The 12,719-nt window shown below is 59.7% G+C and carries 11 protein-coding genes and 2 pseudogenes; 7 read left to right on the forward strand and 6 right to left on the reverse strand.

The genetic code is table 11. The annotated features are described in order from the left end of the window. Window positions 1-26 precede the first annotated feature (26 nt). Window positions 27-536 (reverse strand): Hcp family type VI secretion system effector, encoded by a 510-nt coding sequence (locus tag GJU48_RS10865; protein ID WP_155296093.1) that lies wholly within the window; start codon window positions 534-536, stop codon window positions 27-29. Between GJU48_RS10865 and GJU48_RS25165 the strand changes: the two are divergent. Then, window positions 528-683: pseudogene (locus GJU48_RS25165) on the forward strand (serine/threonine-protein kinase); the annotation flags it as partial. The gene GJU48_RS10865 and the pseudogene GJU48_RS25165 sit on opposite strands and share 9 nt — an antisense overlap. A gap of 8 nt (window positions 684-691) precedes the next feature. Here the strand turns inward: GJU48_RS25165 and GJU48_RS10870 are convergent. Further along, the gene (locus tag GJU48_RS10870) at window positions 692-1,021 is read right to left on the reverse strand and encodes a DUF6388 family protein (RefSeq protein ID WP_094951967.1); all 330 of its coding nucleotides are present in this window, start codon (window positions 1,019-1,021) and stop codon (window positions 692-694) included. Between the two features lie 37 nt (window positions 1,022-1,058). After that, window positions 1,059-1,250 (reverse strand): annotated as a pseudogene (locus GJU48_RS10875) (6-aminohexanoate hydrolase); the annotation flags it as partial. A gap of 200 nt (window positions 1,251-1,450) precedes the next feature. Here GJU48_RS10875 and GJU48_RS10880 point away from each other — a divergent pair. Then, window positions 1,451-3,523: a PTS sugar transporter subunit IIC/EAL domain-containing protein gene (locus GJU48_RS10880; protein ID WP_094951965.1), complete on the forward strand. Its 2,073-nt coding sequence runs from the start codon at window positions 1,451-1,453 to the stop codon at window positions 3,521-3,523. On the opposite strand, the gene GJU48_RS10885 is transcribed toward GJU48_RS10880, so the two are convergent. The 3 genes from GJU48_RS10885 to GJU48_RS10895 are packed head-to-tail and all read right to left on the reverse strand — an operon-like array spanning window position 3,520 to window position 6,806. After that, on the reverse strand, window positions 3,520-4,368 hold the full coding sequence (locus GJU48_RS10885) for a metal-dependent hydrolase (RefSeq protein ID WP_094951964.1): 849 nt from the start codon (window positions 4,366-4,368) through the stop codon (window positions 3,520-3,522). The two genes, GJU48_RS10880 and GJU48_RS10885, sit on opposite strands and share 4 nt — an antisense overlap. Window positions 4,369-4,383: 15 nt before the next feature. Next, window positions 4,384-5,274: an SDR family NAD(P)-dependent oxidoreductase gene (locus GJU48_RS10890; RefSeq protein WP_094951963.1), complete on the reverse strand. Its 891-nt coding sequence runs from the start codon at window positions 5,272-5,274 to the stop codon at window positions 4,384-4,386. Beyond that, window positions 5,271-6,806: a flavin-containing monooxygenase gene (locus GJU48_RS10895; RefSeq protein ID WP_094951962.1), complete on the reverse strand. Its 1,536-nt coding sequence runs from the start codon at window positions 6,804-6,806 to the stop codon at window positions 5,271-5,273. Before GJU48_RS10895 ends, GJU48_RS10890 begins: the two co-directional genes overlap by 4 nt. Window positions 6,807-7,082: 276 nt before the next feature. On the opposite strand from GJU48_RS10895, the gene GJU48_RS10900 reads away from it, so the two are divergent. From GJU48_RS10900 to GJU48_RS10920, 5 genes are all read left to right on the forward strand, one after another. Next, window positions 7,083-8,081: an alpha/beta fold hydrolase gene (locus tag GJU48_RS10900; protein WP_094951983.1), complete on the forward strand. Its 999-nt coding sequence runs from the start codon at window positions 7,083-7,085 to the stop codon at window positions 8,079-8,081. A 308-nt stretch (window positions 8,082-8,389) separates the two neighbouring features. Further along, a complete protein-coding gene (locus tag GJU48_RS10905; protein WP_094951961.1) occupies window positions 8,390-9,670 on the forward strand; it encodes an alkane 1-monooxygenase in 1,281 nt (426 codons plus the stop codon). 134 nt (window positions 9,671-9,804) lie between these two features. Beyond that, entirely contained in the window at window positions 9,805-10,299 is a 495-nt protein-coding gene (gene praA / locus GJU48_RS10910; RefSeq protein WP_094951960.1) for an alkane oxidation protein activator PraA, read from the forward strand. 121 nt (window positions 10,300-10,420) lie between these two features. After that, window positions 10,421-10,924 carry an alkane oxidation protein activator PraB gene (gene praB, locus GJU48_RS10915; protein WP_083358168.1) on the forward strand — a complete coding sequence of 168 codons (504 nt, stop codon included), beginning with the start codon at window positions 10,421-10,423 and terminating at the stop codon, window positions 10,922-10,924. A 120-nt stretch (window positions 10,925-11,044) separates the two neighbouring features. Continuing rightward, window positions 11,045-12,496, forward strand: a complete 1,452-nt coding sequence (locus GJU48_RS10920; RefSeq protein WP_094951959.1) for an outer membrane protein transport protein — start codon at window positions 11,045-11,047, stop codon at window positions 12,494-12,496. Window positions 12,497-12,719 lie beyond the last annotated feature (223 nt).

The following is a 12,719-nucleotide window of genomic DNA, read 5'->3' on the forward strand; positions in this document are numbered from 1 at the left end:
GGCCTGCGCTCCTGCATCAGCCGAGGTTAGCCAGCTACCGGGCTACGCCAGTCGTCCGAGCCGGAAGTACCGGCGACTTCGTGGGTCCACACGATCTTGCGATAGGTGAAATACACATCCTCCAAATGGGTGAAGTGCGCGTTGTCAGGGTCCTGGCAATTGGGCATGCGCGATTGAATGTCGACGATGGTCGCGCCTTCCAGTTCAGTGGTGAAGTAGTGCTCCTGGGTGCCGGCCGAGGAGGTACGGAACCACTCCAGTCGGCACGACACTTCTTCACCTGTGGTGAGCGCGCTGAAGAGCAGCGGCGACGATTTGTCGAAGACTTTGCTGATCATCAGCGGTTTATGCACCCGCTGGCCGGTTGGCTGACCTGATTGCGGATCGCGGGGAATGATCACCTGATGGGCAAACGCCTGCACGAGAATCTGATCCTCATGACCCTCCTGATAAATGTTGCCGACCGAGTCTTGGGTAAATGTGCCTGCCGTGATCCTTGCTTTACACCGGTAACAGAGAGGCTTGGCGAGCGTCAGCTTACGATCACGCGGCCTCGGCACCTACCCAGGCATTGCTGGCCTGCGTTACGCACCGCCTTGGCAGTTGACCCCGAACGCCGAACCATCACCGTTGCTCAATTGCGCGAGGTGATGGGGTACACACGACGCCCCTGGTACTTGTAGGCAATAGCTCACCCAGCCAAGCCATGCAATTGACAGTATTCAGCCCAGCTCAACCCCGCCATCTGCGCAACTTCCTTGTGCACTTCCAGGCGTTGGGCCTCGAAGGCTTCGGGGGTCTCGGCCGTCAACTTGAGGGTCAGCTCCCAGGCAAACAGGCCCTGGCGCTCAGCCTCGGCCTCGAAGGCTTCGTGCAGGCGTTCGGCACGATACTGCGCCTGGGTTTCACCCTTGGCCTGCGCGGCCAAGGGGTTGAGGGTATCGAGCTGCGTGGCCACATCCGGATGTTCGCTTAAGAACCGATCCAGGGCACGTTGGTGATTATCACCGGGTTCTGACAAGGGCTTGCTCCCGTTTAAGTGAATTGACTCAATGGGGTCATGCCCCTGGGTTTGCAATCAGGTAGCGCGCGATTGCCTCATACGCCGGCAACGTCACCCCGTCATTCGCGGCATTGGCCGCAACCGGGTGGGAGGCGAAGCGCACAATCACCATTTCGGCCGCCGGGTCGATGTAAATACTCTGGCCATGCACGCCACGGGCCATGAACGCGCCATCCGGGTTGTGAGAGTCACGCGGCAAAGGATGGGCTAACACTCGGTAACCGACAAGCATCAACGGGCAAAATCAATTCTAAATAATTACTGACGAGCCGGTAAAAACCTTTCGCGCAGGCTATCAGGGCGTGTAGCGTTAACCAGGGTTTTCGGGCTTGCCTACCATGGGCGCAGAGGCACAGAGCGATGGGCAGAGGAACAGAGGGACGGAGCATGGCGCAAACGCTGTTCAAACTTTTCCTCACGCAACGTCTGGCTGCCTTGGCCAGCACCGAATCGTTGCGTGCCATCCGTGAAGGCTTGTTGTGGATTTTGCCGTGCCTGCTGGTGTCGGCCGGGTTCCTGATCCTTTCCGAATGCGCCAGGGTGCTGGGGGTCGATCCGCAGGTGGTGGCCTTTCTGTCTGGGCTGCACAACCAAATCAGCTCAGTGATCCCGCTGCTGGTCGCTGCCTCGATTGGTTATATGTTGGCGATCCAGCACCGCCTGCCCCAATTGCCCGTCGCGTTTTTGTGCCTGGCCCATGTGGTGGTCGCCACGTTTGTGTTGCGTGATTACCCGCGCGCTTCGGCCACCTTTGTATTGTTTATCGCCATCGCCTCGCCGCTGCTCAATGTGCCGGCGATTGCCTGGCTGCATCGGTTTCGGTGGACGCGTCTGGTCAACGAGGACCTGGTCGGCCACAACCTGCGCGGCACCATCAATATGGTGGTGCCCGGCGCCATCACCGCCTTGTTGCTGGTGGTCATTCTGTCGTTGCTGCTGCAAATCCCTTATGTGGCGCAACTGCAAGGCCCGCAGGTGCTCGACGCCTTGCAAACGCCGTATGGCAGCGGCTTGTTTGTGACCTTGATGAATTCGCTGCTGTGGTTTTTCGGCATTCACGGTGTGTACGCCATGCAGCCGTTGTTCGATGTACTCGACCAGGCGGTGGTGCTTAACGGTGCGGCCTTGGCGGCCGGTGAACCGATCAAGTACCTGCTCAACAGTGGCTTGCTGGGCAGTTTCGCGTTTATCGGTGGCTCCGGCGGGGCGTTGTGCCTGCTGGTGGCGATCCTGCTGTGCTCTAAAAGCCAGTCCATGCGTTTGCTGGCGATGGCCAGTCTGCCGCTGTCGTTGTTCAACGTCAGCGAAGTGCTGTTGTTTGGGTTGCCGATCATCCTTAACCCGCGTCTGTTCATCCCGTTTTTGCTGGTGCCGGCGCTTAACACCATGGTGGCGTTGGCGGTGGTGCAACTGGGCTGGGTCTCACCGGCGGTGGCCAGTGTGCCGTTTACCGCGCCGGTGCTGCTCAATGCCTACCTCAGCACCCATGGCGATGTGGCGGCAGTGGTGCTGCAAGTCGCGCTATTGGGCCTCGGCACGCTGGTGTACGCGCCGTACGTACGCGCGATTCACCGCCAGTCCAGCGAGGGCGGCACGGTTTACCTTAAATCGCTGGACATGACCTTCCGTGGCCTCGAAGAGAAAGGCCGCCTGTTGGCGCTGGACGCGGTGTTGGCGTCGCACAAGATCCTGGCCCAACAGGCCGTGGCGCTGAGCCGCATCCAGCAGATCAGCGACTACGAGTTCTACCTCGAATTTCAACCGCAAATCTCTACCCGCACCGGCCTGTGCACGGGGTGCGAGGCCCTGATGCGCGCGCGGGACAGCCAGGGCACGGTGCATTCACCTTGGGAGTTCCTGCAGTGGTTGGCCCAGGCGCGGTTGATGCCGGACGTGGATGTGTGGGTGGCGTCCCAGGCGGTGCGCCAGTACCAAAAGTGGCGCAAGGGGGGCTTTGTTTTGCCGATGACCATCAATGTTTCCAGCGCCACGCTGACGGACGCTGCCTACGCGGATCGCCTGGTGGAGATCCTCGCCCAGGCCCATGGCCAGGTGTCGGTGGAAATCACCGAAGACGCGCTGGTCGGCGATGTCCAGGCCACGCGCCAGACCATCCAGAAACTCCAGGCCATTGGCGCCAAGGTGTATATCGACGACTTCGGCACCGGGTTTTCCGCCTTGAGTTATCTGCACCAGTTTCCGGTGGATTTCATCAAGATCGACCGCAGCTTCGTGGTGGCCCAGCGCGACCCCAAGGGCGCCCAGGTGCTCACCGGCATGCTGCGTTTCTGCGAGGCGCTGAACCTGGGCGTGGTGGTCGAAGGCGTAGAGACCGCCGAGCAGTTGGCGTTCTTGAATACCGGCACTGAGCTGTTCATTCAGGGCTGGTATTTCAGCAAGGCACTGCCCGGCGATCAGTTGCAGCGCTTTGTGCGCGAACGCGCGGCGGCTCAGGTTTAACCCGGCTGCGCCGCGTATTCGCGCTGGGTCTGTTCGATCTCTTCGACTAACCGATCGATCCCCGCCAAGCGCGCGCGGTTGTCGTGGTCCCAGGGGTGAAAGCCCGGTTTGAAGTAGTGCAGCCACGGCCGCAGCATGCGCGGGAACACGCCCTTGGGGCCGTACAGAAACTTGAGCATGCGCCAGAAGCCCTTCACGTGCCCGCCAGCCTTGCGGTCGGCAATCAGCAGGCGCAGGTGGAAATCCAGTACCACCAGCCAGAAGAATACGCTGGTGACGAGCATGGTGCCGGTGCGCAACAGGTAGCGCCCAGGCCCCGGCTTGATCACCGTGTTCCACACGTCAAACGCCACGGCTTTGTGTTCGGTTTCTTCCAGGGCGTGCCAGTGCCACATCTGCTGGTAGCCTTTGAGTGATTGGCCAAAACGCGAAGGGTCACTCAGCAGGATTTCCGCGAGCATCGCCGTGTAGTGCTCAAGCGCGATGGTGACCGCCAGGTTGAACGAGGGCGGCAGGTGTTTTTTCTGCAGGTCGAGGATGAATTTCAGGCGCCGGTCGAGGGTGTGCGCCGGCAGGCCCGCGGCTTGCAAATGATCGTTGTAGGCCACGTGTTCGCGGCTGTGCATGGCTTCCTGGCCGATAAACCCCTGGATCTCTTTTTTAAGCTCAGGGTCGTCGATGCGATCGCGGTAGTGGCGCACGCTGTCCATGAAAAACAGCTCGCCCTGGGGAAACAGCAGCGACAACGCGTTGAAGAAGTGCGTGATGAACGGGCCTTGTTCATGCCAGTCCTTGATGCGCTCGGCAGGCAAGGCAAAACGGATATCGCGACGGATGGGTAGCATCGTACGTGCTCCTGTTTAGAGACGAGGTTCGTCGTTGGTTTCAAACACCGGCGTGCGCTGTTTGGGCGCCATGCGCTTGCTGGCGAACACCACCAGGGCTTGATAAGCGGCGGGCAGGCAGCGGGCGAGCAGGTCGAGAAAATACGCATCGCGGCCGATCAGCACGCGGCGTTTGTTGTTGCGCACGCCTTGCAGGATGACCTTGGCGGCGTGGTCGGCGTCGGTGATGAAGAGCTTTTCGAAGTCGGCGCGGGCCTGTTGCTCGCTGTGGATCAGAAAGCCGGTCATGTTCGCGTCGATACGGCTGCTGCGGCAGATATCGGTGCGAATACCGCCGGGGTGCACGCAGGTGGCGGACACCCCGCAGCGTTGCAGGTCGAGTTCCTGGCGCAGGGATTCGGTAAAGCCGCGCACCGCAAATTTGGTCGCGTTGTAGCCGCTCATGCCAGGCTGGGCGAACAGGCCGAACACGCTGGAGGTGTTGATCACATGGCCGTCGCCGCTGGCTTTGAGGTGCGGCAAGAACGCCTTGGTGCCATGCACCACGCCCCAGAAATTGATGCCGACGATCCACTCGAGGTCGGCATAGTCCACGCCTTCGACGGTGCTCGACAGCGCCACGCCGGCGTTGTTGAAGATCAGGTTGACCTGGCCGTGATCCGCCACGCAGCGTGCCGCCCAATCCTGCATGGCCTGGCGGTCGGACACATCCAGCACCTGGGTGGTGATCGTTACCGGCGCCAGCGTCGAGGTCTTGATCAGCGCCAAGGTCTGTTCCAGCCCTTGGCTGTTCTTGTCCGCCAGGGCCAGGTGGCAACCTTCGCGGGCGAGCGCCAGTGCCAGTGCGCGACCCATGCCGGACGCCGCGCCGGTGATGGCCGCTACGCGGCCGTTGAATGACTTCATGACAGGCTGCCTTCTGCGGTGGAGTGGGGCGCCGGAACCGCGCGAGGTGTCGGCGCAGGCAGTGGGTGGGCGAGGTAGTCCTTGAGGGCGAAGTGCCGCGTGACCTGCTTGAAGCGCCAGGTCGAGCCGGGCCACAGGGTGGTGTTTTTGCCGGTGCGCGGGTCGAGGTACCAGCTCTGGCAACCGCCGGTGCTCCAGATGGTGCGCTTGAGCTTGGCTTGCAACTGCTGGTTGTAGGCCAGCTCCACGGCGGGTTTGACGTCCACGGTGGCGATGCGTTGGCGCTGCATGTGCTCAATGGCATCGAGGATGTAGGTGACTTGGGCTTCGATCATCAGAATCATCGAGTTATGCCCAAGGCCGGTGTTCGGCCCGACAATCAGGAACAGGTTCGGATAGCCCGGCACCGTGGTGCCTTTGTAGGCGTGGGCGCCATCGCGCCAGGCATCCATCAGGTCGATGCCGTCGCGGCCGATGATGCAATCGCGGGGCAGCGGGTCGGTGGCCTGGAACCCGGTGCCGAAAATCAGGCAGTCGGCCGGGTGCTTGATGCCGTCGGCGGTGATCACACCGTCAGCTTCGATGCGCAGCACCTTGTCGGTCACCACCTCGACATTGCTGCGTGACAACGCCGGGTAATAGTCATTGGAGATCAGCACGCGCTTACAGCCGATGGTGTAGTCCGGCGTCAGGGTTTTACGCAGGGAAGGGCGCGCCACTTGTTTGCGCAGGTGCCGCAGGGCGATTTTCTGCACCATCTTCATCAGCCGTGGGTGCAGGGCAAAGCCGACCACGCGGCCTTCCAGCGCCCAATAAAACGCCCCGCGCACCAGGCGCTGGGTGAAGGGCAGGTGCTTGAAGGCCCAGCGCTCAAGGCGCGAAATCTTGCGGTCGGGCTTGGGCATGATCCACGGCGGCGTGCGCTGGAACAGGTCCAGGTGCGCCACCTGCGGCGCGATCTGCGGTACGAACTGGATAGCGCTGGCGCCGGTGCCGATCACCGCCACGCGTTTGCCTTTCAATGAATAGTCATGATCCCAGTGCTGGGAGTGGAAGCTTTTGCCCTTGAAGCTGTCCAGCCCAGGAATATCCGGCAGCGCCGGGCGCGACAAGCCGCCCATGCCCGACACCAGCACCCGCGCGCTGACTTGGCGGCCATCGCTGAAGCTCAATTGCCAGCGTTGCTGCTGCTCATCAAACACTGCTCGTTGCAGGCCCATGCCGAAACGCAGGTAGGGCGCCAGCTCGAAACGCTGTGCGCATTGCTCCAGGTACGCGCGGATCTCTGCCTGGGGCGCGAACTGGCGGGTCCAGTCCGGGTTTGGTGCAAACGAAAACGAGTACACGTGGGACTGCACATCGCAAGCGCAACCCGGGTAATGGTTGTCGCGCCAGGTGCCGCCGAGGGTGGCGGCCTGTTCGGCGACAAAGAAGTCGGTGAGCCCGGCTTCCTTGAGTTTGATCGCCATGCACAGGCCGGCAAACCCTGAACCGATGATGGCGATGTCGATTGAGTCGCTGTGGGCATTCATGAGTTGTCCCTCTTGGGCATCAGATGTGCTCCTGTTTTTGTTTTGTCTTTTAGATAGAACACCATTGCAAAGGAAAAATGAATTAATTATTTTAAAAAAGATTTTAAATAATCTACCTGAAAATATCGCCTACGCTAGGACCTTGTTCCTCATGTGCGACTTGTCCGACGGACGAGCACGGGTTGCATGAAGTTTAGGTCCAAGGTGTGGACGATGGCTGAGGCCTTGATCAATACCGGTCGGGTCGCCAGCAGCAGGGAAGCAGAGGGCCGAGCTATGGCGGTTGAATGGGTTGTCGCTGCGGGCGTATTGGTGGGGGCGAGCGTGGTGTTATGGGGCTTCAGTGCCTGGATGACACGGCGCATAGAAGCCCGTGTGCCGATCAACGGGCGTTTTGTCGAGGTCGATGGCGAGCGCTTTCATTATGTAGAGGAAGGCAAGGGCCCGCCGCTGGTGATGATTCACGGGCTGATGGGCAGCAGTCGCAACTTGACGTATGCCTTGTCCGGCCAGTTGCGTGAGCATTTTCGGGTGATCACGCTGGATCGTCCGGGGTCGGGCTATTCCACGCGCCACAACGGCACGGCGGCAGACCTGCCGGGCCAGGCTCGGCAAATCGCTGCGTTTATCAAGACCCTGGACCTGGATAAACCGCTGGTGCTGGGGCATTCCCTCGGCGGGGCGCTTGCTTTAGCGCTGGCGCTTGACCATCCCCACGCGGTGTCCGGGTTGATCTTGGTGGCGCCGCTGACCCATCCCCAGCGCCTGCTGCCGCTGGTGTTCCTGTCCCTGGCGGTGCGCCCGGCGTGGTTGCGGCGCTGGGTGTCACACACGCTGACCATGCCCGTTGGCCTGCTTACCAAAGGTTCGGTCGTGAAGGGCGTGTTCGCCCCTGATGCCGCGCCGGCGGACTTCGCCACGCGCGGTGGCGGGTTGCTGGGTATGCGCCCAACCAACTTCTACGCCGCCTCCACCGAGATCAACACGGTCAACGATCACCTGCCGGACATGGTCAAGCGCTACCCGCAACTGACCCTGCCGATCGGCCTGATCTATGGCGCGCGCGACCAGGTGCTGGACTTCCAGAAGCACGGCCAGGCCCTGGCCAGCAAGGTGCCTGGGCTGAAGCTGCAGGTGGTGGAGGGCCGTGGGCATATGTTGCCGATCACCGCCACAGAGCGCGTGGTGGCGGTGGTGGAGCAGGTCGCCAAGCGCGTCAGGCCGGTAGAAAGTGCCACCGTGTTGCACCCGCCGTTTGCCCTGGCGAGTAAATAATTGTGCTACCCGACTCGCGGTTCAACGGCGTCGATGCCTGCTTTAGACACCTGACCAGATGGCTGAAAAAGAGACTGCCCGGTCACGTCAAAAAGCCTTCGAGAAACTAGTTGACGACCTAACGATTCCGCGCTATTTATTTAAAAAAATTATTTCAATGTGAAATTTGAAACGATTTTTGAAATGCCTAAGAGCGAATAAAATAATGAAAAAAACGCCTTTTATCGCATCTCCAATCTGTCTCGTTCGGAGGCTGCCATGAATAAACCCTTTATCGCATCTCCAATCTGTCTCGTTCGGAGGCTGCCATGAATCAGACTCTGGTAACTCCGACCGTCTGGGCCGACGGCAAACGTCACCTTTGGTGGCTGGGCATCATGCCCCTGGCAACCCCATTGCTTTCCGGCGCGCTGGCCATTACCACCGGCGTGCAGCAACTGTGGTGGGTTGGCGTACTGGTGATCTTTGGTTTCATCCCCTTGATCGACGGCCTGCTCGGCGAAGACGTCAGCAACCCACCCGAATCTGCCGTCAGCAACCTTGAATCGCAAAGCTATTACCGTTGGATCGTCTACACCGGCGTGCTGTTTGTGATCGCCTCCGTGGTGATCACCGGCTGGCTGGCTGCCGGCGGTATCGACTGGATCATCAACGGCGGCCTGCTCAACGCCACCGCCACCCTCGAACCATCCAGCTGGCTGGCCAAAACCGCCGCGTTTATGACCGCACGCACCGAGTTGCACGGCGAAATCACCTGGTTCACTTACCTGGGCATGGCGATGTCCACCGGTGCCGCCACCGGCATTGCGATCAACACCGCCCACGAGCTGGGGCACAAGCCCAAGGCGCTGGAAGTGTTCCTGGCCAAAGTTACGTTGGCGCCGACCTTCTACGGGCACTTCTACACCGAACACAACCGTGGCCACCACGTGCGCGTGGCCACGCCGGAAGACCCGGCCAGCTCGCGCCTGGGTGAAAGCTTCTGGGCGTTCCTGCCGCGCTCGGTGTGGTTCAGCGCCGTCTCGGCCTGGAACTTGGAGCGCGAACGCCTGCGCAAACTCGGCCTGCCGGCGTTGCACTGGAAGAACGCCGTGCTCAGCGCCTGGATGTACAGCGTGGTGTTGTGGGGCGCAATGATTGCCTGGTTGGGGGCGTCAGTGATTCCGTTCCTGATCATCCAGGGCATTTATGGGTTCTCGTTACTGGAAGTGGTCAACTACGTGGAGCACTACGGGCTTAAACGCCAGAAGTTGCCCAACGGCCGTTATGAGCGTTGCTCGCCACGGCACTCGTGGAACAGCAATCGGATCGTGACCAATATCTTTCTGTTCCAACTGCAGCGTCATTCCGATCACCATGCTAACCCCACCCGTAGTTATCAGTCGTTGCGCCACTTTGATGAGTCGCCGCAACTGCCTTATGGCTACGCGAGCATGATTGTCTGGGCCTATGTGCCGTACTTGTGGCGACGCCGCATGGACCATCGGGTACTCAATCATTACGCCGGTGATATCAGCCTGGCTAACCTTCAACCGTCACAACGTTTGAAGTACCTGGAGAAGTACAGCAACAGTGCCAGGCCGTTTTGATCTGAATTAAAACAGGATGGGCGTACTCGGGATCTGTGTATCGCGCAGGTTTTTATCGCCCAAGGTTTAGCGGTTTAGTTGCAAGAAAGTGGTTTGACCCGAACAACAATAATTTCAAGGGAAGGACGTACATTATGCAAAGCCCTGCCAAGTTCACCGCCCATGTCGTATTGGCCGCCCTGGGCCTGATTGTCTACCACCAGGCCCAGGCCGCGCGTATAGAGCCTGCCGGCAGCGCCTTTACGGCCCAGGGGCCGATCAGCTTTTCCAAGGGCGCGCTGATCAGCGCCGACTGCACCATCAAGGTGGCTGGCAAGGTCGCGGCCGATGGTTCATCGGTGAATGTCGATAAAGTTGAATTTGACGGCGGCCTTAAGTGCAGCCGCGTCGAAGCCATCAACTTGCCTTGGGTATTAGTTGCCAAGGATACCAAGAGCGGCTCCATGTCGAAGATCAGCGTGGATGTTCATGCCTTTGGCCTGGGCGGCAAGTGCGGCCCTTCAACCGCCGACGGTACTTGGGATAACGCCACCGGCAAGTTGGAAGCCGTCAATGTGCCGATTGGCGAAGACTGCACGATCAAGACAGTGTCGATCAAGATGCCGCCGACCTTCAAAGTGGTCGAATAAACGGTGCGGTAATTGAATTGAGATTTGGCTGGGAAGGGAAGTTCTGCAGTTTCACCGTGACCTCTCGATCATGGCCATTACCCCTGGCGAAATGACTCGCCATAACATGTGAGGAAAAACAATGAAAAGCTTGAAAACTCTCGTGTCGTTGACTGCTCTGACTGTTTGCATGGGTGCTGCTTCGCTGGCCAGCGCGGCTTCGATCAGCCCGGAAGGTCCTTTTACCACCACCGCAGGCTCCATCGTCGTGCAGTCACCGTCTTCATTCGGGGGCTCTGTGACGTGCGGTATTACCTTCAGCGGTAATGTGAGTGGCGGCGTTGCCACTATCAACAATGCCGCCCTGACCGGTGGTGGCCTCTGCTCGTTGCCAACCCTCAAAAGCATCCCGTCGCCAGGCTGGAAGCTGACCGCATTGTCGGGCACTACAGGCCAGGTGGAGAACGTGGGTTACACCATCAAAAAGTCCATCGTTATCCCAGCCACCGATTGCGGCCCTTCCACCATCAGTGTGGCCTGGAACGCTGCGACTCACACCCTCACCGCGGCTAACCAGGCGCTGAGCGGCGGCTGCAACATTGTATCGCTGACCACTACTGCCGCCGGTCTGACCGTTAACCCATAAAGGGCGCGCGTCGCAGGACAAAGGGTTGATCTCCCGATGAAAGGCCGGTGTCTCGCAAGAGGTGCCGGCTGACGTGGAAACCCGGCAATACCGGGAGCGCATAATAATAAGGAGTGCCGCATGATCACTAAGAAACAACAGGCTCAAACACTGCTGGGGCTGGCATTACTGGGGGGGCTGATGACGACAGCGCCCGTGCAGGCGGGTGGTTTCTCCACGCCGACTTACGGTGCCCCTGGGTGGGGGCGGGCGTTCGGCGGCGGTTCTCTGTTCAAGAACGACCCAAGTTCTGCTTACAACAACCCGGCGGCCATGGCATTTGTTGACCAAGCCGTGGTTCAACAGACCGTCGACTATGCGCGTGTGAAGATCAAATACAGCGGCCAGGCTTACGACTACGCCGGCAACCCAGTCTCCAATACCGCCGTGATGCCCGATGCCAGCTTTGATCCGAGTACGGCAGTCGTCAACAACAATGACGGTGGCCAGGGCGGTTTCACCGCCTGGTTGCCGACCGGTTTTCTGGTCATCCCGATGGGTGACCGTTTTGCATTCGGCCTCAGTCAGGTCGTGCCACAAGGGATGCGTACCACTTGGAATGAAAACTCCAAGTTTCGCGACTTCGCCGTCGACACCAAAATCGAAACCGTCGGCTTGACGGGGTCGTTATCGTTCAAAGTGCGTGACGACTTCTCCATCGGTGGTGGCATGATCGTCCAGCGTAGCCAAGGCTTCGTCAGCCAGAACATCGATCTGTTTTCGGCTGCGTCGGTCTCTCCCGGTTTGGGCAATGGGGCGTTTCCGTCGGGCGTCGGCAGCGCGCTGATGCGCGTCAAGGTCGATAACGTCTCCGTTGGCTGGTTTACTGGCGTTGTCTGGAAACCGACTGACCAAGACTCGTTGGGCCTTAACTACCACGCCAAAATCAAAAACAAGCTGACCGGTAAATACAACATCCGGGCTGATGCGTTGAACAACGGCTTGATGACCGACGACACCGTCTTCGGTACCGGTAAGACGCTGGTCGAAACGGCGTACCCTGGGCTGAAGTTGTACCCCAACGGCGCCAATGCCAGCACTCAGCTGGATATTCCGGCGACTGCCGCGATCGACTGGGTGCACCAGTTCAACGACCGTTGGACCTTGGGTCTCAGCGCCATGTGGACGCAATGGTCGTCCTTCAAGGACCTGACACTCAAGTCCGAGGGCTCGACGATCGTTGCCATTCCTTACAACTATCGGGATGCCTGGATGTACTCCGTGGGTGGCGATTTCAAGGCCACGGATGAGCTGACCCTGCGGGCCGGTGTGGCGTATGACCAAACCCCCACGCGCAACTCCACGCGTGACCCACGTATCCCGGACGGCGATCGTTACTTTGCCTCGCTGGGTGCGGGTTACGACATCAAGGCCATTCCGGGCTTGACGCTGGATGCCGCGTATTCGCACCAGTTTGTCGAGAAGGTCAACATCAAAACCCAAAACGTTGATCGTCTTGGTGGCGGTCGACTAGACGGTACGGCTGAGTCTTCAGGCGACATCGTCAGTCTGTCTGCTACCTACAAGTTCTAAAACCATTGCGGCCCGGGCACCCAGCGCATCTAGGTGCTCGCGGCTTAACCCCCTGATTGCTGTTCAAGCAGGCTGACGCGTTCAGCCCGTTATTGTTGCGCGAAAACATTAAATAAAAATTTCAAAACATAATTTGAATTTAGCTTTTCAAGTTTGTAGTGTGGTCTTGCGCCACCGCTCATTTCGAGTGACCTGCGCATCGGCCACGCCCTGAATCAAGTAG

This window comes from Pseudomonas sp. IB20 (assembly GCF_009707325.1).
Lineage (GTDB): Bacteria > Pseudomonadota > Gammaproteobacteria > Pseudomonadales > Pseudomonadaceae > Aquipseudomonas.

What these genes read in the sequence shown, in the direction of transcription:
- GJU48_RS10880 (WP_094951965.1), top strand. Translation starts at nt 1,451, where the DNA reads ATGGCGCAAACGCTGTTCAAACTTTTCCTCACGCAACGTCTGGCTGCC.
- GJU48_RS10885 (WP_094951964.1), bottom strand. Translation starts at nt 4,368, where the DNA reads ATGCTACCCATCCGTCGCGATATCCGTTTTGCCTTGCCTGCCGAGCGC.
- GJU48_RS10890 (WP_094951963.1), bottom strand. Translation starts at nt 5,274, where the DNA reads ATGAAGTCATTCAACGGCCGCGTAGCGGCCATCACCGGCGCGGCGTCC.
- GJU48_RS10895 (WP_094951962.1), bottom strand. Translation starts at nt 6,806, where the DNA reads ATGAATGCCCACAGCGACTCAATCGACATCGCCATCATCGGTTCAGGG.
- GJU48_RS10900 (WP_094951983.1), top strand. Translation starts at nt 7,083, where the DNA reads ATGGCGGTTGAATGGGTTGTCGCTGCGGGCGTATTGGTGGGGGCGAGC.
- GJU48_RS10905 (WP_094951961.1), top strand. Translation starts at nt 8,390, where the DNA reads ATGAATCAGACTCTGGTAACTCCGACCGTCTGGGCCGACGGCAAACGT.
- praA (WP_094951960.1), top strand. Translation starts at nt 9,805, where the DNA reads ATGCAAAGCCCTGCCAAGTTCACCGCCCATGTCGTATTGGCCGCCCTG.
- praB (WP_083358168.1), top strand. Translation starts at nt 10,421, where the DNA reads ATGAAAAGCTTGAAAACTCTCGTGTCGTTGACTGCTCTGACTGTTTGC.
- GJU48_RS10920 (WP_094951959.1), top strand. Translation starts at nt 11,045, where the DNA reads ATGATCACTAAGAAACAACAGGCTCAAACACTGCTGGGGCTGGCATTA.